The sequence below is a fragment of the Halalkalibaculum sp. DA384 genome (assembly GCF_043951955.1).
Taxonomy (GTDB): domain Bacteria; phylum Bacteroidota; class Rhodothermia; order Balneolales; family Balneolaceae; genus JAMQKA01.
Genome location: NZ_JBINJE010000017.1, coordinates 63,159 through 83,352 on the forward strand (window position 1 = coordinate 63,159; position 20,194 = coordinate 83,352).

Here is a 20,194-nt window from a genome sequence, read left to right on the forward strand (position 1 = left end):
TCATGGCCACATCAGGAAAAAAGGAAAAACGCAACTGGTGGATCCTCCCGTCCATCGTGCTCTTTACCTGTATCAGTGCCATTGTTATTTCCTACAGCAATCCTTTTCGGGTGATCGAATTAAAAGTCACCGATCAACTTTTTGAAATTCGTGGTCCCCTGGCCATGCCCGACTCCAACATCGTGCTGGTGGCGATCAGCCAGCAGGCGGATGAAGAGATCCCGTACAAATACCCCTGGCCCACCCGTCTCTATGGCAAGCTGGTCGAAAATCTGAACAAGGCCGGAGCCAGAGTGATCGGTATTGATGTTATCTTTGACAAGATCTCCTCCAAATCAAAAAACGACTCGCTTTTTGCTGAGCAACTCCGGAAGCATGAAAATGTGGTGCTGGCCGGTGACTACAAAATTCAAACCGACAGCAGAGGGGCGGGATCCGGTTCCACCGTTCAATCCATGCTTGAGCCCAACCCCATACTGCGAAACGCCAACCCAAATCCATATGGACTGGTTACGGTTTTCCGAGACGCTGACGATGCCGTACGGCGTTATCTCCTCTCCCGGACATACCGGGGAGAACGGCACCTGTCATTTGCACTGGAAGTCCTGAAACAGTACCACGACTGGGACAGCGTGGAAATTCACGAAACCCGCGACCGGTTCCGGTTCGGGCACTACCGGATTCCCAAGTACAGCCCCAATACCATGACCATCAACTACGTCGGAGCGCGCGGGGCCTTCCCCCAGTATTCTTTCGAGAGCGTCATTGACGACTCTACCATACTGCTCAATTCCGAGGATCCCGAGTTTCAGTTCAACTCCTTTTCCGATCCCGATTTCGGTCTTTTGGCCAACAAGGTCTTTAAAGATAAAATCGTGCTGGTCGGTGCAACAATGGAGGAGCTACACGACTTTCACGCCACCCCCTTTGCGGAGTCCGGCAACCGCCCCGGGTATGAAACCCATGCCAACGCCCTGCAAACGATACTGGGTGGTAACTACATCCGCCATGCCAAACAGTGGGTGAACCTGCTTCTGCTGCTTTTTTTCGCATCCGTCATCGTAGTGGCAACCCGGTATTTGGGTGCGTTTTGGGGATTCCTGTTCTTCCTTTTCCAAGTACTTTTTATCACCGGCCTTACCCTGGTAGAATTTCTTAATTTCAGCTATGTCATTGAGTATACGGGACCTGTGATCGCTACCCTTGTTGGCTGTATAACCACCACCAGCTACGACTATCTCAAGGAACAACGGGAGAAGCAGCGTATCCGCGGCATGTTTTCCTCGTACGTCTCTCCCACACTGGTAGAGCAGATGATAGAGTCGGGTCAGGAACCCCAGCTCGGCGGAGACGAAGTATATATCACCGCCTTCTTCAGTGATATCCAGTCGTTTTCCGCCTTCTCCGAAAAGCTGGAACCTCACCAGCTGGTCGAGCTTATCAACGAATACCTTTCTGCCATGACCGACATCATAACAGACCAGGGGGGGACCCTCGACAAATATATCGGGGATGCAATTGTCGCTTTCTTTGGCGCGCCGGTTCCGGAAGAGGACCACGCCTACCGTGCCTGCGTTTCTTCTCAACTGATGCAGCTGCGCCTGACGGAACTGCGTGAAAAATGGAAAAGTGAGGGCGACAAGTGGCCCGAGATCGTGCATCACATGCGCAACCGGATCGGCCTGAATACCGGTACCATGCTGACCGGTAACATGGGATCCACGCGACGTTTCAACTACACCATGATGGGCGATAACGTCAACCTCGCAGCCCGGTGCGAAAGCGGGGCCAAATCGTATGGCGTATACACGATGGTTACCGGTGAAACCCGAAAAGAAGCCCTGAAACATGGGGATCGCTGCCATTTTCGTTATCTCGACCGTATTGTAGTCGTGGGACGCTCACAGCCGGTCAACGTTTATGAAATTACCGGCCTAAAAGATCACCTTCCCCAGTCCACTTTCGATTGCGTTGAACTTTTTGAGCGGGGCACCGAGGCCTACCTGCAACAAAACTGGGACCGCGCAATCAGCCTTTTCAAACAGTCTGCAGAACTGGAGCCGTATCAACCGGATGAGGATCCCTACATAAAAACCAATCCCTCTCTGGTCTACCTGGAGCGGTGCCGAAATATGGCTGAACATCCCCCCGGTGACTCCTGGGATGGGGTCTACGTGATGGAGTCTAAATAGGGCTTTCGCCAGACAGATGCTAACTCATATGTAACAGCGACTTGCAAGGCTGACGGGTTAATTAAGATGCGCGGCTTTCCGCCAACTCGTCAAATAAAAATTCTTCCGGCTGGATCATGGTATGACAACCCGTTTATACGATCAATCGTCCTCGAGATTCATAATTCTACATTCCTGATTTCCACCCGGTACCTTTTTGAGAATATCCTAAATATCAGGTACGTGGAAATAAATAATCCGCAAATCGATTTTGCATTCCACACCCAATAACCTGTATATTTGAATTTCGAGGGCAGGCCCTACGCAGCCAGCTCCCTCTGAACTCCGTCAGGACCGGAAGGTAGCAGCGGTAGGAGGTCGTAGCGGCGTGATGTAGGTCGTCTGTCCTCTCTTTTTTTTGCCCTGTTTTAGCATTGCTTACCCTGAAATTTCATTCGACCCCGTTTCTTCAACCATCCGGTTGACGTCATTTCGCTTTCTAAACGCGATCAATTTTCCAGCTGCTCCAGTATAATGTCAAGTACCTCCTCATTCGAATGCTCGTCCAGGTCGATCCATTTCACAAAATCCCAACGCTTGAACCAGGTAATCTGGCGCTTGGCGTAGCGGCGTGTTTGTGTTTTCATATCCCTGACCATCTCCTCCCGGGTCTTCTTTCCCTCCAGGTAGTCTATCGCATCGCGGTATCCCACGGAGTTGAGAGCCCGGGTATCGCGGGTATAGCCCCGCTCGAGCAGGCCGCTGACTTCATCCAGGAAACCTCGTTCAAACATTCGGTCCACCCGCTTGTTGATACGCTTGTACAAACGTTGGCGATCCCGTTTTAAGCCAAAGACATATGTATCTCCGGATATCTCAATTTCATCATCAGAATGAAAAGAGCTGAATGCTTTGCCAGTCTGCATCCACACGTCTAGCGCCCGCAGGATGCGCTGGGGATTCATTCCGTCCATCTTTTCGGCGTAGCGGGGGTCCACCTCCTCGAGCTGGGCATAGAGCGCCTCAACCCCTTCGTCCGCCAGGCGCTGCTCCAGCTCTTCAATATTCCCTTCGTCCGCTTCCGGTACGTCGTCAAACGGCTTGATCAACGACTGCACATGCAGGGTACTTCCCCCGACATACAGCACGTTTTTTCCTCGCTTTTCGATCTCCTGCTCCCACTGCATGGCACGCTCATAAAAATCAACGGCGCTGTCTTCTGTCTCCGGATCCAGGATCGATATATTGTAGTGCGGTACCTTCTCAAGCTCCCCTTCATCCGGTTTTGCGGTGCCGATATCCAGGTATCTGTAACATTGGCGTGAGTCGGCCGAAATGATTTCGGCATCGACCGCCTGAGCCAGCTTAAGAGAAAGAGCCGTTTTGCCAACAGCGGTGGGACCAATCAGTAAAATACGCACATGCAGGGGATTGATTATCTTTATTTTCAGCCGAAAATAACAGCTCTGAATACCGAGGTCAATATTTGGGTATTATATGGGCCGTGCTGGTTGCTAAGAGAGCAAGGATTTATTAGTATAAGGTATCTTTTTGGAGTGCATCTCAACGCCAAATATGTAGTGATTACCCTAATTTAGAAAAATTATTCTGATATGAAATTTAATGCTTCAAGCAGTGACCTTGTAAAAGCGCTTTCGGCGGTTTCTGGTGCTGTACCCAACAAAGCCACCCTCCCCATACTGGAAACGATTTTATTTGAAAGTGAAAATGGAAAACTGCGCCTGACAGCTACCGATCTTGAAATCTCCATTATTGAGTATATGGAGGCCGATATCGACGCAGACGGGGCCGTGGCGATTCCCGCCCGGCGGTTGATCGACACCTTGAGGCAGCTCCCCGATATTCCGGTCTCATTTGATGTGGATGAAAAATTCAATATCAAGTTCCGTACCGACAAGGGTACATACAAGCTGGTGGGCGAAGATCCCGATGAATTCCCCGAAGTGCCTAACCTGGATGAAGGCCAACAGCTTGACACCACCAAGGATCTGATGCTGGACTCCATCGACAAAACGCTTTTTGCCGTCTCCAATGACGACCTGCGACCGGCCATGATGGGCGTCTACTTTGATATCGGCCCCGAAGAATCGAAATTTGTGGCCACCGACGGCCACCGGCTGGTTCGTTTTGTGAAGTCGGAGCTCACCTCTGACCAGGAAGTACAGTTTATCGTCCCCGAGAAAGCTCTCAGCCTGGTACAAAAAGCCCTGCATGCAGAAGAGTGCGTGCTGACGGTTACCGAAGATCATGCCCGTTTTAAAAGCGGCAATACCATTGTTATTACGAGACTCATTAACGAACAATATCCCAACTACGAGTCTGTAATTCCGCGGGAAAATGACAAACAGCTGGTTATCAACAAGGAACAGATGCTGGCAACCGTCAAGCGGGTCTCCATCTTCTCCAGCTCTACGACCCGCCAGATTCGCCTTCAGCTGGATAAGGACAAACTCACCATCCGGGCCGAGGATATAGATATGAGCAGTGAGGCACGGGAAACCATCAGCTGTGACTATGATGACGACTCCATGGAGATCGGCTTCAACGCCAAGTACCTGGCCGACGTGCTGGGCAATGTGGATGGCGAAGAGGTCTATTTTGAATTTTCCACCCCAAACCGGGCCGGCATTGTAAAGCCGCTGGATGAGGAGGATGAAGAGGAGATGCTAATGCTTGTTATGCCGGTGATGCTTAACTCCTATGCGTAGTATTGTAACGCTGACAACCGACTTTGGACTGCAGGACTATTACGTGAGCGCAATGAAGGCGGTTATGCTGGATATTGCCCCTGACGTCCGCTTTGTAGACATTTCTCACGAAGTTCCCGACCAGGATATCATGGCCGGGTCGTGGGTCCTGCAAAATTCGGCTCCCCTGTTTCCCACCGGCTCTGTTCACCTTGTGGTTATCGACCCCGGTGTGGGAACCGACCGCAACCCCATTGCCCTGAAGGTGGATGACCAATACTATGTGGGGCCAGACAACGGTATCTTTTCCCTGCTCACGGAGGATAAAGAGTTCGAGGCGGTCCGTCTTACCAATGACACTTTTTGGCACGAGCAGCGCTCAAACACCTTTCACGGGCGCGATATTTTCGCGCCGGTTGCCGCCCACCTGAGTAACGGTGTTTCACTGGCCGACCTCGGCGAACCGCTGGAAGACCTGAAGACCTATCGCTGGGCCTCACCTATTGCAGACAAAGACGGTCTCCAGGGATGGATCATCCATATTGATAAATTCGGGAACCTGGTCACAAACCTCCACTATTCCCTGATCGAGGATGTAATTGGGAAGCAGTCAGTAAAGATCTACGTCGGAAATATGATTCTTGATGAGCTGGTCCCCACCTTTGGATCTGTCCCCGACGGTGAACCCGCTGCCTATATCGGCAGCTCCGGCATGCTGGAGGTCGGCATAAACAAGGGAGATGCCGCCGAAATGATGAGCGTAAAGAAGGGTGCCCAGATATCCCTGGTCTTGCAAAAGAATGACTGATGATGTAACACGTGGTCGCCACACCGCGTATCAGAGATTGTTCCAGGACCTGTTACTATTCTCTGCCGATTACCAATACCGAAATAGGTCGAAACAGAATACACGGAGACTGCTGACAGGTTCCAAATAAATCAACTGTTGAATGGAAATGTAACAAGACCCGTTATAATTTCAGGAGTTTTTGCAAAACCGTTTATTGGTCAAAATCGCCATTTCAACATGTGCAATCCATAATCAAATTATATGTCCCTAGAACTCCGTTCTCCCATACACGAACGAGCAGCTATCGAAGTTCCCGGCGAAGCAGCCCAGCTCGGGAAGTCATTCAACGGTACCATCTGTTCCAGCAAAGGGGACGAGTATAAAATCCGGAATAATATTATTGACCTTTTGGGAGAAACGCCCCCCTCGATGTCCTGGGCCCAGAGCAGCAACCACTGGAAGGTGACGGCTGCTGCTTACGAGGATTTATGGCGGAAACGATCGCTCTCCCTGCTTACGGGGGAGGAGTTCCCAATCGAAAAAGAGCAGGAGCTGCTGATTGAGTGGCTCAATCCGCGGCCCGGCAATCTCTACCTGGATATCGGGTGTTCTACGGCATTGTATGCCCGGCTGGTTAAAAAAGCCCAGCCGGAATCCCGTGTTGTAGCCCTCGACTTTTCATCCCAGATGCTGGAGGAGGCCCGCCTGAAGGCCGAGGCAGACCAAACCGACCTGTACCTGCTTCGCGGAGACGCCCGCGAACTACCCTTTTTTGGAGCGACGTTCGACGGATTGATGATGGGAGGCACCCTCAACGAACTCACCGACCCGATGAAAGTTCTGTACGAGGCGCGGCGGGTTATCAGGAAGGAGGGCAGCTTTTTTATGATGCACCTTGTCAAATCGGATGCCTGGTATGTACGGCTGCTGCAGGACTCCGCGGAATTTGGTGGACTCAAATTCTGGACGGTCCCGGAGAGTAACGAGCTGTTTGAGCGCGCCGGGTTTTCAGTTGAGCAGCAACGCAACAGGGGAATTGTTTGCTTTACCAAACTACAGCCGGAATGATGTTTTTGACCTGTCTTTTCCCTTGTGGGCAACAATTTTTATGGTATCTAATAGTTTTGCAGGAACGTCTCGTACTCGGTTTCGACCTCCCAAAACTGCTTGCCGTAGATCTCAAAAAATACAGAGTCGAAATCCTGCCTTTGAGCTTCGCAGTAAAGCTGCCGGAATGCATTCAGCCCGTACTCCTGCACCAGGTATTTGGTAAATGAGCCGGCGGCCGGGTATGAATAGCGAGACTCAATGCCGCTCCACCCGGTGACCATCGCTTCAACGGCCGGAAGGGTGCCCGCCTCCATTCTCTTTTTACTGATGCTAAACAGATTCGTCGTACTGATAGCCGGGTCTCCCCAGTAGTCATCCAGCCACACTGCCAGGCCCTCGGCAAACACGGGTTCCGATACGGGACACCATTCATAAAAGACCACCAGGTGGCTCAGCTCATGGAGGGAAACGCCCGGAACGCCGATCGACTGTATCTCAGAATTGTAGATCACTTCAATGGTTCCGATTTCCGGATGAGCGATCCCGGTCCTGTCGGTCTCTCCCATATCTTGCCTGGAATCATATATATAGACCTTTAACATTCGAGTGAAGGAGATATCCAGCCGCTCGTTAATTTCACGGTAGGCCCGCTCCTGTTCCTGCTGGATCTTCTCAATTGCACGCTCTGCTTCACTGTTATCCCTTACATAAAAAATATAATGTTCGGATCGGTATGTATTCCAGTCGCCATTTTTTTCATCGGCAGAATCGAAAAGCCGGGTACATCCCGTGCCTGCAAATAGTAGCGTAATACAAATCAGGATCTTATATCTCATCAATCGTCCTCCAGCCTAAAACTTATGCCCAAACTGATACCCTGGTATGTTCGCCGTTGCTGCTCATTATACAGATACTCCAGGCGTTCACTCCAGTTGTACCGTAAATAAAATTTCCAGTTGACAGCCGGTCGGTACGCGATATTCATACTGATATCAGACATCCAGCCATTGGCCTTGTATTCAGCTTCGCTGTCAACTTGTTGTTTCACCTCCTGGCGTCCCCAAAAACCTCCATTGACCATATTGAGCCGTGCCGTTAGCGGGAATCCCGGTTGCCTGTATCGCAGAACAAGGTTTACTCCTCCGCCATACAGCAGGTGGTTATTCTCAACGGAGCTGTTGGCGCCGGCCTGCAGGTGGGTAATCTGATTCTGTACAAAAAGATAAGGACCAGATCCTAAGTCCAGGTGCAGATCGGCCACATTTCGAAAATGAAAATAGGTATACTCATAGTTGACCTGCAATGAAAGGAACCTGTCAGTAAATGACGAAATATCTGCAGGATAAAGCCGGGGATTGTTTTGCCGGTTGTAACTGAATGTAGCCAGATGGTAGGATCCCTGGTCCGCGTAGTAAAGAGAAAGTCCCGAACTAAAACCGTTGGCTGTTTGATAAACAGGAGCCCGCAGTCCAGTGGGAGTAACTTCCTGGTGCAGATACCCTCCATCCACGCTTAGCCAGGTCTTATAAACCTGGGCCTGAACCGGACCGCTGGTCAACAGCAACAACAGCATTAAACAGGAATATCGTACCATTCGACCCTTCATGCTTCTGACATTATATTACTTGTTTTGTTTGAGGACGGTTGCAAAACCGGTTTGAGCACTTGCCAGTCACCACAAACTTATCCAGACCGGATGTGGGTTTTCAACAACTCCCTGATTTTTTTCTCCTTCTTCTCGCTCGCCCTGTCCAGCGGTTTGGAGACCTCCGCAGAACAGATATCCAGTGCCTGCAGGGCACACTTGATGCCGTTAACGACTTTTTCGGCAATAAAACCGCTGCCACCATATACCACTTTCGTCAACCGCATAATTTTACGTTGTAAATTTTGAGCCTTGTCCAAATCCCCAGAGGTTACCGCCTTGTACATGGCGACATATAGTTCCGGGAAAATGTTGGCTCCGCCCGGTATACCGCCTTGTCCACCCACGATCAGGGATTCCATCAGCAGCTCTTCGGGACCCATATAGAGCTCCGTTTCGGTCTGTTCGGTGAGTTCCCGGAGTCGCTGGAAATATATCATATCGCCTGAGCTATCTTTCATTCCGCGTACGCCCTCCCTCGGGAGAAGACGGGCGACAGTCTCCAGTTCAAACGATACCTGGGTGACCCCGGGATTATTGTACAGGTATAACGGCAGGGAGATCTCATCGAGCATCTGGTCAACCAACCTGTACAGTCCATGCTGTTCTATCTTATAGAAGCTTGGCGGGGCCAGTACCAGCCCCCGGGCTCCACACTCTTTCGCCTTATCCGCCAGCTCGACGGCCTCCCGGAACGAGGTGTTCATAAGCCCCACCCATACAGGAATTCGTCCCTGCACCTGGTCACACACTTTTTGTATCAGCGTAACGCGCATGGACTGCTTTATACTGGGGCCCTCCCCGGTAGTCCCCAAAAGAAACAGGCCGTGCACCCCGCCCGATATGAGATGTTCCACCAGGTTTTCTATGCCCGGCAGGTCCAGCGCGTCATCATTCAGCAGCGGGGTTACCATGGGCGGTACAATTCCTTCAACTCTGTTCATATCAAATAATGGATTTTTTGTTGCTGATACGATTAAATGCTAAAAACCGGCCAGGCGGTCGCTACTCATTCCTGGTGCTATCTCCTTTGGTCAAGGATCCCAAAAAGCCAACCAAAAAGATGACCGTTGTTCCCAATACAATGGTCAGGTAGGAGTGGATCTGGTAACCGAGCGTACCCTCCAGCTGGAAAAACCTGGACAGGCTCAGCCACATGATCACCCCGATTCCGGCGATCACCCCGACGATCGGGGCAACAGTATTGCGGGTGCGGGTAAAGATGCCCAGCAGGAACAGCCCGAGCATCCCGCCGCTGAAGATCGAAGAGAGTTTCCACCAGGCATCCAGCGCACTGGTGACATCAACCAGGGAGAGCCCTATAAAAATTCCTGCAGATCCGACCAGCAGGGAAGAGACGTACAGCACCCGCATCGAATCCCGCTCACTGGCCGCACGCTTGAAAAAACGCTCGTAATAATCGGTCAGGAATACGGTGGCTGAACTGTTCAGGCTGGTCGATATCGTGCTCATTCCCGCTGCAAATATAGAGGCGACCAGCAAACCGGTGATGCCCGGCGGCAGTTCATTAACAATAAAATAGGGGAATATACGATCGCTCCGGCTGGCCTCCGTAAGTTCGGGCGGCAGGTGCCCGGCAGAGGAGGCATAAAACGCATACAGGGCCGTCCCGATAAACAGGAAAAAGGCGGAGACAGGAATGTAAAGCAGTCCGCCGTACAATACCGAACGTCGGGCCTCTTCGTCAGTCCGGGCGGCCACATACCGCTGTACATAATTTTGATCGATCCCGTAATTCTGCAAATTGATAAACGTACCGTAGATCAGCACCACCCAGAACGTAGACTCATAAATATTCAGATCGAAACTGCCCAGGCTGAACTTGTGATGCTCGAACGCCACGGCAAACAGCTGTTCGGGTCCTCCCGGCAGGTAGAGCAGGATATAACCGATGCAAAACAGGGCCCCGGCAATAAGAATAATCCCCTGGATGGCATCGGTCCAGACCACCGCCTGAAGGCCGCCGAGCACCGAATAGATGATAACGGTAAGGCCGGTAACGATAATAATCGTGGCTATATCCCATCCAAAGACAGCATGAATAGCCAGCGCCAGCAGGTACAGGATGGTACCGATCCGCATTAGCTGGGTCAGCAAGTAGCAGGTGGAGACATAGACCCGCGCCCACGAGCCAAACCGATCTTCCAGGTAGGTATAAGCTGAGGGACTGTTGACACTGCGGTAATGTGGCACAAAAAAGTAAAGCGCCACCACAATGGCTATTGGAATGGAAAGGCTGAATACAAAGGCGTTCCAGTTTGACATGTACGCCTCTCCCGGCAAGGCCAGATAGCTGATGCTGCTGACAAAGGTCGCAAAGATCGACATCCCGATGACCCATCCCGGGATCGTATTATCACCGAGCGTGAAGGCGGAAGAGGTTTTGTTCTTGCGATAAAAGGAACCGCCAAAAACGGTTATTCCAACCAGGTAGACAAAAAATATGACGACATCTATCGTTGTCATATTCTATTAAAAGTCTATCTTTTCCGGATCCAGCACCACATGCTTTACCTGCTTTCTCTTCCAGGTATAGGTGATATGCACCAGCCCGTCGGATGCCTGGATGACGGCGGGGTAGGAGTATTCCCCGGGAGTATCCTCGAGTGTTATTACAGTATGCCACTGTTTCCCATCTTCCGAAACGGCCACATTCAGCGGCGTTCGGGGCCCGCCCCATTCTCCTTCATCTTTTTCAGAATGGTTGTAGACCAACAGGTGATGTCCATTGTCAAGGGTAACCGCATCGGTGCCCGAATTGGGATTGGGAAGTTCGGTAGGTGTCAGCGAACTCCAGCTATAGCCCCCGTCATAGGACCACGAGGTGATAATGCGATTATTTTTGCTGCGGGCCAGTATCTGGAGTGTATCACCCCCGTGCCGGAGGATGCTGGGCTGAATCACATCGTACTCCTCCGCGTCGTTGATCGGCCCGACCAGCTGCCATGTTTTGCCGGTGTCCGGGGAAATCTCGAAGTGGACACGCCACCCGTCATGCTCTGTGCTCGACGGGCTGATCAGGCGGCCATCTTCTGTCATAATCGGCTTGTTTTTGATGGGGCCTAAAATATCTTCCGGCAGCCGGTATCCCCGTGACCAGCTTTGCCCGTAATCGCCGGAGGTCTTCAGGGCACCCCACCATTCCCTGGGATTTGGCCCGACTTTGTAAAACAACATCAGCTTTCCGTCGGGCACCTGGAACAATACTGGGTTCCACGTGGGATATCGCTTGTCGGCATGTTGCACCCCGTCGGCCACTGAAACCGGATCTGACCAACCGGCGCCCGTATTGCGGCTCAGCCAGATCTCCACATCCTCGTTGCTCTCTTCGGTGCCCCCAAACCAGGCGGCAACCAGTCCATCGGGAGTCGACTCAATGGTGGAGGCATGGCACTCCTCGAACGGAGCTTCGGTAAAAATAAATTCACTTTTTGTTATGGCTGTATTCTGAGCATCACATACTGCGCTTATTAGCAGTGATATCAAGATCGATAGAAAAATGACTGTTCGCTGCATACGTATAATAATCAGTAGTTAAGATTTTGATCCCCTGTATGATGCATCAACAGATCCCGTTGGCTAGACCTAATCTGACTATTTTTATGCAAAAAGTCATCCATAATATTTCTTTATGTTGATTGTGAAGGATGATTGCGCGTTAAGCCCTTGGTCAAGGCATAGCTTTTTCTCGCTGGTCATGGTTAAGAAATGCAAAGCAGGGATTTTCTGGACTTGGGGTTGCCACATTATTTGTTTTATCCGTTCCAGCCTGCGGATTTATAAGCCGCCCGGTACAAGCGCAGCGCAGGCGTGTAGAAAGAAACCGTGCAGGGCGGGGAGCCACGTCCGTACAATATCTCAGTTTCTTTAGCCACAGCGGAACCCATCCAGGCGAATAAATCCACCGCCGGTGATTTTAGCTCGTTTTTTGATCACTCAATATAATGAACAGGCAAGGATGATTTAGGAAAACCCAACGGAAAAAGTAACTGTATTCCTTATGAGAGGTGTCACTGTTTCTATCCCTAAGAGGTGGATCTCTGGAATCGAATGGAGTATGAAAATTCATCACTCCGATAGTAACCAACGTTATACTCAATCGGGCGATTCCCAGAATCGAGAACGAGTCTCTGGCGATAAAGAATCGGGAGGTTTTCATCCACTCTCAAGTACTTGGCTATTTTTTTATCTGCTGAGATAGCGCTCAATTCCTCATTTGAAAAGACCGGAAAAACGGAATAATCATCCTCCAGGATCGAATATAATGGCCGGGTAAAATCCTCTTCCCCCGTCAACTTTATTCGGGGATGGAACCATGAAACAAAGTATACAAACGGATGATTTTCGTCCCCACGTAGCCTCTCCAGTTTTAACACCTGCTTTCCTTCCTCTATTTGCAACGCTTCTGCCACTTCTCTATTTGCAGCTTCAAAATGGGACTGTATCAGGTAGTTATGTAGCTCAACGCCTTTTCGCAGCATCTCCTCGGTAAAACTGTGCCACTCAGAAAGGTGAGTTGTAATATTTTGATCTGACACATACGTACCTTTTCCTGCTCGTCTCTCCAGCAGTCCTTCACGTACCAATTGCATTATTCCCTGGCGCACTGTGTTCCTGGACACTCCAAATTGGCTGGCCAATTCTTCTTCTTTAGGCAAAAACTTTCCACTGTCATACTCTCCGCTTTCTATCAAATCTCGCAGATAATCTTCAATCTGCTTATATAAAGGAACGGATGATTTATGATCGATTTGCATTGAAAACTGGTACCAGTAATTCCAAGTTTAGTATAGATTCATTTAATATTATGTTAACATATTTAATAAATGTACGTACATTTATACAAATCATAAAGATTTTAATATTTAAAATTGATTAGTGTACAGGTATCAAAGCTATACTCATCTTGATTGTTGATCTTTTGTCGTAGTGCTGTCAACTGTAGCCTGCCCCCATCCAGTATCGATATATAACTCTGTGAGCTTCTCCTGTAACTTATTCACGCCTTCATCCGTCACGTTGGTTTGCCAAATATAGAGAGCGGTTAAACTTTTATTTTTTTGCAACTGTTGCAACCCCTCATCACTCACATCCGTTTGGTAGGCATTCAGGTATTCTAAATGCTCCAGTGAACTGACTATTGCCATTGCACTGTCCGCGATAGAAGTTTGCTCCAGGTTAAGTCTTGTAAGGTTGGTAAATTCCGCTAGATGCGAGAGTCCCTGGTCACTTACTTTGGTATTGGCCAGATCCAGCCAGGTGATCTGCTCAGAAATTGGGGTTAGTTTTTGCAGATTAACGCTGTCTTCAGTCGATGGATATTTTACCTGTAAAAAATTGGTTTCCTGTGCGATCGGGGAAATCTTAATCCCTTGACTTTTTAAGTTGTTGATAACCGATGTATCCGCTTTGGGCACCTCGGTTTTGGCCAGGAAGCTGGTGCCCTCCACCGTCAGCTTATTCAAGGCTTCCGAGATATCTTCCGGCACCTGCATCTCGGATATGGTCAGATCCATCGGGGCTCCCTGGTCAATCCACCAGGTAATTAGATCCACCTGGTCCCCCGTAAGCTGCATTTTCCCTTCCGGCGGCATATGATCATCATCGGCCTCGGGAAGCAGCAGGCGGTGGACCAGGTCACTGCTGTCGGCACTTCCTGCTTTTAACGGTGGACCACTTTCTCCGCCTTCCATCATATTCTCATACGTGGTAAGCAGCAGCTCTCCTTTTTTCTTTTCAGGATTGTGGCAGCTTACGCAGCGAGTATCCAGGATTGGGTGTATGACATCCTGAAAAACTCTCGCTGAATCAAGATTTTCAATTTTCGGTATTCCTCTATCTTCTTTGGGCGGTAATCCCGCAAATGACCGAAGAGGCTCCGGCATATATTGGACCAGATAATCAGATCCGTGGGTTAATGAGCCACCGTAATGGCCCGCACTCACAAGGCAAAGGACCATCGCCGCAAGCACGCCCGTATAGACTTTCTTTAATTTTGGATTTTCGTAGTACCACTGGCGCAGCACAAAAGCGGCCAACGAGAGCAGGGCCACTGCTATCCCAAGCCACATGTGGATAGATAGTACCCCTTCTCCATATCCACCGTCCATGGAAAGAAGATAACCTGTACCAGCCGCACCGACCGCGCTGAGTCCGCCCAAAAACAGGGAAAAAGAAACCGCGTTCCCAAGATCCTTGTATCGCTCAAATCGCCCGAACAACTCCAGCAAAAATGCCAGCAGCAGGAAGCCAATCGGAAGATGTACCAACAGGGGATGAAAACGCCCGATAAACAACACTAGATCAGAGGGACTACCAGCAGCAGCGGACTGCAAGGCTACCGCAACTGCAGATTCAATAGCCACGCCATGGGCAACGACCTCTGCCAAGGCCCCTCCGCCCCATAGCATTGTAGTCAATACTAATCCAATACAGGTACTACTCAACATATACGAACTCCAAATTTCTTATTAATCTATTTACTTCTCAAAATATCTTATATCCGCTTACCTATATGTGTGCCACTTCTCAATTACCTATCAGATCGTTTAACGAAGGGCGGGGTAATGTGAGCAATTGCCATTGAAGATACCGTCAAACTCGTTCCTGCTTGATCGGACAAGATTGTCCGGCGCTCTCTATTGGCCAAACTGGAGATCAGATACTATTTTATGCTTCACCAGAACCAATTATCTCCTCATTTCACCGACGACCTAAGCCTGAAATAGATCCAATTTCATCAGGCCAGGATATCCTCCACCACGTGCCCGTGCACATCAGTCAGGCGGAACCGGCGCCCCTGGTGCTTGTAGATCAACTTCTCATGGTCGATGCCCATCAGGTGCAGGATCGTGGCTTGTATATCATGAATATGCACCGGATTCTCCACGATGTTGTAGCCAAAATCATCGGTCTTGCCGTATTCGAATCCCGACTTGATCCCGGCCCCGGCCATCCACATGGTAAAGCAGCGCGGGTGATGATCGCGCCCGTAGGTTTCCTTGGAGAGTTCCCCCTGGCAGTAGGAGGTCCGTCCAAACTCCCCGCCCCAAACTACCAGCGTCTCGTCGAGCAATCCCCGCTGTTTCAGGTCTTTGATCAACGCTGCCGACGCCTGGTCAATGTCCTTGCACTGCAGGGGCAGCTGGTCGGGTATCCCATTGTGCTGGTCCCACCCCATGTGGTAGAGCTGGATAAATTTCACATCCCGCTCGGCCAGCCGACGCGCCAGCAGGCAGTTCGCGGCGTAGGTCCCCGGCTTTTTGGCATCTTCCCCATACATATCGAACACCCAGTCGGGCTCGTCGGACAGGTCCATCGTCTCCGGCACGGAGGTCTGCATGCGATAGGCCATCTCGTACTGGCTAATGCGGGAGGTAATCTCAGGGTCCCCAAACCGGTTCAGGTGCAGCTGGTTCAAATCCTTGAGCTTGCTGAGCATGTTGCGGCGGCTCATCTTGTTTACCCCCGGCGGATTATTCAGGTTCAGCACGGGGTCTTTTCCCGACCGGAATTGGACGCCCTGGTGCAAGGAGGGCAAAAAACCATTACCCCACAATCGCGAGTACAGCGGCTGGTCAAACGGGCGGCCCGAGCCGCGGGAAATAAGCACGCTGAAAGCCGGCAGATTCTCGTTGTCGGAGCCCAGCCCGTAGCTGATCCACGAGCCCATACTGGGGCGCCCCGCCTGCTGGGAGCCGGTCTGGATGAACGTGATCGCCGGGTCGTGGTTGATGGCATCGGTATAGACCGATTTGACAAAACACAACTCGTCGACCACCTCGGCGGTATGCGGCATCAGCTCACTGACGTAGATGCCACTGTCGCCATGGCGTTTAAAATCGTAGTGCGAGCCGGCCAATGGGAACCCATCCTGGTTGGCGGTCATCCCGGTCAGGCGCTGGTCTCCGCGCACCGAGGGGGGCAGGTCATCCCCGTGCATCTCCCGAAGCTTGGGCTTATAGTCAAACATATCCTGCTGGGAAGGCCCACCGCTCTGGAACAGGTAAATGATCCGCTTGGCTTTCGGGATTACATGGGGAGAATCCAACACCCCATCCAAGCCCTCATCTCCCTTCGATAACATCGATTTGGGCAACAGCGAGGCCAGGGCCGCCGCCCCGAGGCCGAGGCTGGTTTTGGAAAGGAAATGCCGCCGGTTCATGTTGTTATTCAGCTTGTCAATTTCTTTATCGTTGGACATGGTCCTACTCCTTGGTTATCGTTTCATCGAGATTGAGGATGGTGCTTGCAACAATCGTACGTGCCGCCAGTTCCGGTTTTTCAAGGCTGCCGTCCAGCTGGTATTCGCCTACATTCAGCAGGCTATCGGCCCGGCTGGGCTGGTGCTGGAACGCCTGCAGCTCCTGGCGATACAGCTCCGACAGCAGCTCCACTTCCTTATGTTGGGGCGAACGAGAGGTGGCCGCTTTAAACCCAAACGAAATCTGGCTTTGCAGGCTGTCGCCGCCCTCTTTCATCATCCGCTCGGCCAGCAGCCGGGAGGCCTCCACGAATTGCGGGTCATTCAGGGTAAACAGCGCCTGCAACGGGGTGCTGGTCTTGCCCCGTTCTACCGAGGTGTGGCTTCGGCCGGGCGTGTCAAAGGTGGTCATGAAGGGCGGGGGAGAGGTTCGCTTCCAAAACGTATACAGGCTTCGGCGGTACAGCGAATCCCCGCGGTCCGGTATGTATTCGGTCAGATGCCGGCCGGAGGTTTTCTCTTTCCACAGGCCTTCCGGCTGGTAGGGTTTGACGCTCGGGCCGCCCACCTGTTCGACCAGCAGTCCACTGGCCGCCAGGGCGTTATCCCGGATCATCTCCGCGGTCATCCGAAAGCGCGGGCCACGGGCCAGGTATGTATTTGAGGGATCCCGGGCCAGTTTCTCCTCAGTCATGATCGCCGATTGCCGGTAGGTCTGGGACATCACAATCCGCTTCTGCATCGCCTTCACGTCCCACCCGCTCTCGCGGAAGGTGACCGCCAGCCAGTCCAGCAGCCTGGGATGCGAGGGCAGCGAGCCCTGGTTCCCGAAGTCGCCCGGGGTATCCACAATGCCCTTCCCGAAATACATCTGCCAGTAGCGGTTCACGATCACGCGCGCCGTCAGGGGATTCTCATCGCTTACGAGCCACTGGGCCAATCCCAACCGATTTTTCGGCAGATCGTCGGGAAAACTCATCACACTTTTAGGCACGTTGGCCTTGACCTTTTCCCCCCGGTTGTCATACAACCCGCGCTTAAGCACGTAGGTATCCCGCTTCCTGATGCGTTCGCCCATCACCATGACTTCGCGGAGCGTATCGGTGAGCTGGCTTTTGCGTACCCGCAGCCCCTGCAGCTTATCGGCCTTCCGGTTGTACTCGGGGTCGTGGTGGAGCAGGTAGTGATCAAACAATATTTTCCGCTGGTACTCGCTGCGCTTGTTCGGGGCCCGGGCCATCAATTCCGGCAGGTCCTGGCTGCCCGATAAGGCCAATATCTCGGCCCGGCTCAGGCGGCGGTCGAAAATCTTCAGCTCATCCAGCTTCAGCCCTGTGTATTCAATCTTCTCAAATGAGCTTCGTTCTCCTATCAAAAATGGTTGTGAAGGATACGTTTCCTCTTCCTGCCCAATCACAATATTCTTAAACAGATTGTTTTGATGGATGCTGGTTTCCCACCTCTTCCCGTTTACATATACCTGGATGCCCTCAGCTCGACTTGATCCGTCATAGGTGACGCTCAGATGACTCCACTGGTTGAGGGGCAGCGCCTCCAGGGTTTTGACTTGAATAGCATTATACGGCCACCCGTGCATTAAGCGTACGGAAATTTTATTTTCAAGAAGGGACATGTCGTAGCCCCGGTAACCGATAAAAATATTCCCGGTTTTCACCAACACCGGGGCCTCTGAGCCGCTGGCCGTATCTGATGGATTGACCCACAGGCTAAAGGAGAACGGATCGGTCCGTTCGAAGGATGCAATATCCCCCACATTAATGGAATTGCCTTTTTCAAACTCAAGTGCTCCTCCAAATTTACCGTCCACCTCGGGCAGCTCCCCTTTCACACGGCCATCCAGGGAATCGCTGGCCAGGTTAGTTACTTTTCCATCGGAGATTCCATTAAAGTCGATATGAGCGACCAGCCCTTCGGTTCCGGGGTCAAACGGGCCGGGCGACTGCTGGTGGTCTTGCCATTGGGCAAATTCTTCGTTTTTGCTGGACATAAGCTGTGCTACTTTTTGCTCTTGGTCACTAATAGCGGCATCGAGATACTGGATCTGCTGCTCGGCAGCACTGTCGGGCAACAGAATGGTGGGACCGGAGGCGCCGACATTGGGAATCTGTCCGGCCTCGTTGATATTGTTGAAGAACGCCGAAAACTGGAAATACTCTTTCTGGGAAATGGGATCATATTTGTGGTCGTGGCACCGGGCACACTCCATGGTCAATCCCAAGAACGCCGTGGAGGTGGTGTTGGTCCGGTCCACCACATACTCCACGCGGTACTCTTCGCCCACAATGCCGCCCTCCTGGTTTTGCATGTGGACCCGGTTAAACCCGGTGGCCAGCTTCTGCTCCCGGGTGGCATCCGGCAGCAGGTCCCCCGCAATCTGCCAGGTCGTAAACTGATCGAAGGGCATATTCTGGTTAAATGCATCAATCACCCAGTCTCTCCACGGCCACATGTGGTTGGGACCGTCATCCTGGTAACCGTGGGTGTCGGCATAACGGGCCACGTCCAGCCACTTGGCGGCCATGCGTTCCCCGTAGGCCTTGGAGGCCAGCAGGCGGTCCACAACCTTCTCGTAGGCGTCCTCGGAACTATCAGCCACAAATTCGTTTACTTCTTCCACCGTTGGTGGCAAGCCGGTCAGATCAAAAGATACCCGGCGAATCAGTTTTTCTTTTGTGGCTTGTGGAGAGGGACTCATGCCGTTCTCTTCCATCCTGCTAAGTACAAAATAGTCAATCGGATTTTGGGGCCAGTCCTCGTCTTCCACATCCGGCAGCTCCGGCTTTTCGGGCGGAATAAACGACCAGTGCTTTTTGTACTCGGCACCCTGGGCGATCCACTTTTTAAGGATGGCAATCTCCCGGTCACTGATGGTCAAGTTGGACTCGGGCGGGGGCATCCTGAACTCAGGGTCATCCGAAGAAATACGCTTGTAGAGTTCGCTGTGATCGGGCTTGCCGGGGACCACCGCATGGCGGACCTGTTCATCCTCTTCTCCAAGGGCGGCATAGGCCTTTTCCTGGATATGCAGCTGCAGGTCCGCTTTCATGGCCGCCTCATCCGGACCATGGCAGGCAAAACAACGGTCCGAAAGGATCGGCTTTACATCAAAATTAAAATCTATTTTTTCCGGTATTGGCTCCCCTTTTCCCGCAAACTCATCACCAGAACTGCAACCGGTAGCCATCATTAACATGATCAAAAGAAAAGCTCCGCCCGCAATATTACTTTGCTTCCCTGCCAGAACTAATAATCGGCCCATCACCTTTTATTTATATATATCTTAGAATTTCGGTCTAGAGAGTTCTTCTAATCCTTGTGTCCCACTTCTTTTAATCCCAATCCCATATCTATCAACTCATTTTTATCCCAATATATCAGCGGAAGAATAGTACCCTTTCTGCTTTCCCTATAATTAATATAATATTAAGATAAAAACCGTTACCAAGATAGTAGAATATACAGACATGCAATGTTTATATGTTCAAACATAATAATCATGAAAATAACTGTCACCTGCAACAAGATTTACAGCAGGGACTGTTAACACGGGATTGCAACAGAAATCGGAATCTTCCGACCAAGCGT

General features: G+C 51.3%; 14 protein-coding genes and 1 other RNA gene. 5 read left to right on the forward strand and 10 right to left on the reverse strand.

Annotation, left to right across the window (positions count from 1 at the left end):
- Positions 1-2: 2 nt before the first annotated feature.
- Together ACG2E4_RS11120 and ffs are read left to right on the forward strand one after the other, a co-directional pair.
- Complete coding sequence (locus ACG2E4_RS11120) at positions 3-2,192, forward strand: CHASE2 domain-containing protein (RefSeq protein ID WP_395276592.1); 2,190 nt, start codon at positions 3-5, stop codon at positions 2,190-2,192.
- Positions 2,193-2,482: 290 nt separating this feature from the next.
- Positions 2,483-2,582, forward strand: an RNA gene (gene ffs / locus ACG2E4_RS11125) — signal recognition particle sRNA small type.
- Between the two features lie 98 nt (positions 2,583-2,680).
- On the opposite strand, the gene miaA is transcribed toward ffs, so the two are convergent.
- Positions 2,681-3,592: a tRNA (adenosine(37)-N6)-dimethylallyltransferase MiaA gene (miaA, locus tag ACG2E4_RS11130; protein ID WP_395262012.1), complete on the reverse strand. Its 912-nt coding sequence runs from the start codon at positions 3,590-3,592 to the stop codon at positions 2,681-2,683.
- A 192-nt stretch (positions 3,593-3,784) separates the two neighbouring features.
- Here miaA and dnaN point away from each other — a divergent pair, with 192 nt between their 5' ends.
- The 3 genes from dnaN to ACG2E4_RS11145 all read left to right on the forward strand — a co-directional run bounded on the left by dnaN (position 3,785) and on the right by ACG2E4_RS11145 (position 6,737).
- Entirely contained in the window at positions 3,785-4,900 is a 1,116-nt protein-coding gene (gene dnaN / locus ACG2E4_RS11135; RefSeq protein ID WP_395262013.1) for a DNA polymerase III subunit beta, read from the forward strand.
- Entirely contained in the window at positions 4,893-5,687 is a 795-nt protein-coding gene (locus ACG2E4_RS11140) for an S-adenosyl-l-methionine hydroxide adenosyltransferase family protein (protein ID WP_395262014.1), read from the forward strand. Before dnaN ends, ACG2E4_RS11140 begins: the two co-directional genes overlap by 8 nt.
- A 243-nt stretch (positions 5,688-5,930) precedes the next feature.
- On the forward strand, positions 5,931-6,737 hold the full coding sequence (locus ACG2E4_RS11145; protein WP_395262015.1) for a class I SAM-dependent methyltransferase: 807 nt from the start codon (positions 5,931-5,933) through the stop codon (positions 6,735-6,737).
- Positions 6,738-6,784: 47 nt separating this feature from the next.
- On the opposite strand, the gene ACG2E4_RS11150 is transcribed toward ACG2E4_RS11145, so the two are convergent.
- The 9 genes from ACG2E4_RS11150 to ACG2E4_RS11190 form a co-directional block, all read right to left on the reverse strand.
- Positions 6,785-7,555, reverse strand: coding sequence for a hypothetical protein (locus tag ACG2E4_RS11150; RefSeq protein WP_395262016.1), 771 nt, complete (start codon positions 7,553-7,555; stop codon positions 6,785-6,787).
- The gene (locus ACG2E4_RS11155; RefSeq protein ID WP_395262017.1) at positions 7,555-8,313 is read right to left on the reverse strand and encodes a hypothetical protein; all 759 of its coding nucleotides are present in this window, start codon (positions 8,311-8,313) and stop codon (positions 7,555-7,557) included. Before ACG2E4_RS11155 ends, ACG2E4_RS11150 begins: the two co-directional genes overlap by 1 nt.
- Positions 8,314-8,402: 89 nt before the next feature.
- On the reverse strand, positions 8,403-9,308 hold the full coding sequence (locus ACG2E4_RS11160; RefSeq protein ID WP_395276593.1) for a dihydrodipicolinate synthase family protein: 906 nt from the start codon (positions 9,306-9,308) through the stop codon (positions 8,403-8,405).
- 61 nt (positions 9,309-9,369) lie between these two features.
- On the reverse strand, positions 9,370-10,851 hold the full coding sequence (locus ACG2E4_RS11165; RefSeq protein WP_395276594.1) for a sodium:solute symporter: 1,482 nt from the start codon (positions 10,849-10,851) through the stop codon (positions 9,370-9,372).
- A gap of 6 nt (positions 10,852-10,857) precedes the next feature.
- Entirely contained in the window at positions 10,858-11,901 is a 1,044-nt protein-coding gene (locus ACG2E4_RS11170) for an exo-alpha-sialidase (RefSeq protein ID WP_395276595.1), read from the reverse strand.
- A gap of 509 nt (positions 11,902-12,410) precedes the next feature.
- The gene (locus tag ACG2E4_RS11175) at positions 12,411-13,142 is read right to left on the reverse strand and encodes a GntR family transcriptional regulator (protein ID WP_395276596.1); all 732 of its coding nucleotides are present in this window, start codon (positions 13,140-13,142) and stop codon (positions 12,411-12,413) included.
- Positions 13,143-13,286: 144 nt separating this feature from the next.
- On the reverse strand, positions 13,287-14,795 hold the full coding sequence (locus ACG2E4_RS11180; protein ID WP_395276607.1) for a DUF2231 domain-containing protein: 1,509 nt from the start codon (positions 14,793-14,795) through the stop codon (positions 13,287-13,289).
- A 329-nt stretch (positions 14,796-15,124) separates the two neighbouring features.
- A complete protein-coding gene (locus tag ACG2E4_RS11185) occupies positions 15,125-16,588 on the reverse strand; it encodes a DUF1501 domain-containing protein (protein WP_395276597.1) in 1,464 nt (487 codons plus the stop codon).
- A gap of 4 nt (positions 16,589-16,592) precedes the next feature.
- Positions 16,593-19,868 (reverse strand): DUF1553 domain-containing protein, encoded by a 3,276-nt coding sequence (locus ACG2E4_RS11190; RefSeq protein WP_395276598.1) that lies wholly within the window; start codon positions 19,866-19,868, stop codon positions 16,593-16,595.
- Positions 19,869-20,194 lie beyond the last annotated feature (326 nt).

Bases quoted from the DNA above. Each gene is read 5' to 3' on its own strand.
- ACG2E4_RS11120 (WP_395276592.1), top strand. From the start codon at position 3: ATGGCCACATCAGGAAAAAAGGAAAAACGCAACTGGTGGATCCTCCCG.
- ACG2E4_RS11190 (WP_395276598.1), bottom strand. From the start codon at position 19,868: ATGGGCCGATTATTAGTTCTGGCAGGGAAGCAAAGTAATATTGCGGGC.
- dnaN (WP_395262013.1), top strand. From the start codon at position 3,785: ATGAAATTTAATGCTTCAAGCAGTGACCTTGTAAAAGCGCTTTCGGCG.
- ACG2E4_RS11140 (WP_395262014.1), top strand. From the start codon at position 4,893: ATGCGTAGTATTGTAACGCTGACAACCGACTTTGGACTGCAGGACTAT.
- ACG2E4_RS11180 (WP_395276607.1), bottom strand. From the start codon at position 14,795: ATGCTATGGGGCGGAGGGGCCTTGGCAGAGGTCGTTGCCCATGGCGTG.
- ACG2E4_RS11155 (WP_395262017.1), bottom strand. From the start codon at position 8,313: ATGGTACGATATTCCTGTTTAATGCTGTTGTTGCTGTTGACCAGCGGT.
- ACG2E4_RS11175 (WP_395276596.1), bottom strand. From the start codon at position 13,142: ATGCAAATCGATCATAAATCATCCGTTCCTTTATATAAGCAGATTGAA.
- ACG2E4_RS11165 (WP_395276594.1), bottom strand. From the start codon at position 10,851: ATGACAACGATAGATGTCGTCATATTTTTTGTCTACCTGGTTGGAATA.
- ACG2E4_RS11160 (WP_395276593.1), bottom strand. From the start codon at position 9,308: ATGAACAGAGTTGAAGGAATTGTACCGCCCATGGTAACCCCGCTGCTG.
- ACG2E4_RS11170 (WP_395276595.1), bottom strand. From the start codon at position 11,901: ATGCAGCGAACAGTCATTTTTCTATCGATCTTGATATCACTGCTAATA.
- ACG2E4_RS11145 (WP_395262015.1), top strand. From the start codon at position 5,931: ATGTCCCTAGAACTCCGTTCTCCCATACACGAACGAGCAGCTATCGAA.
- ACG2E4_RS11185 (WP_395276597.1), bottom strand. From the start codon at position 16,588: ATGTCCAACGATAAAGAAATTGACAAGCTGAATAACAACATGAACCGG.
- ACG2E4_RS11150 (WP_395262016.1), bottom strand. From the start codon at position 7,555: ATGAGATATAAGATCCTGATTTGTATTACGCTACTATTTGCAGGCACG.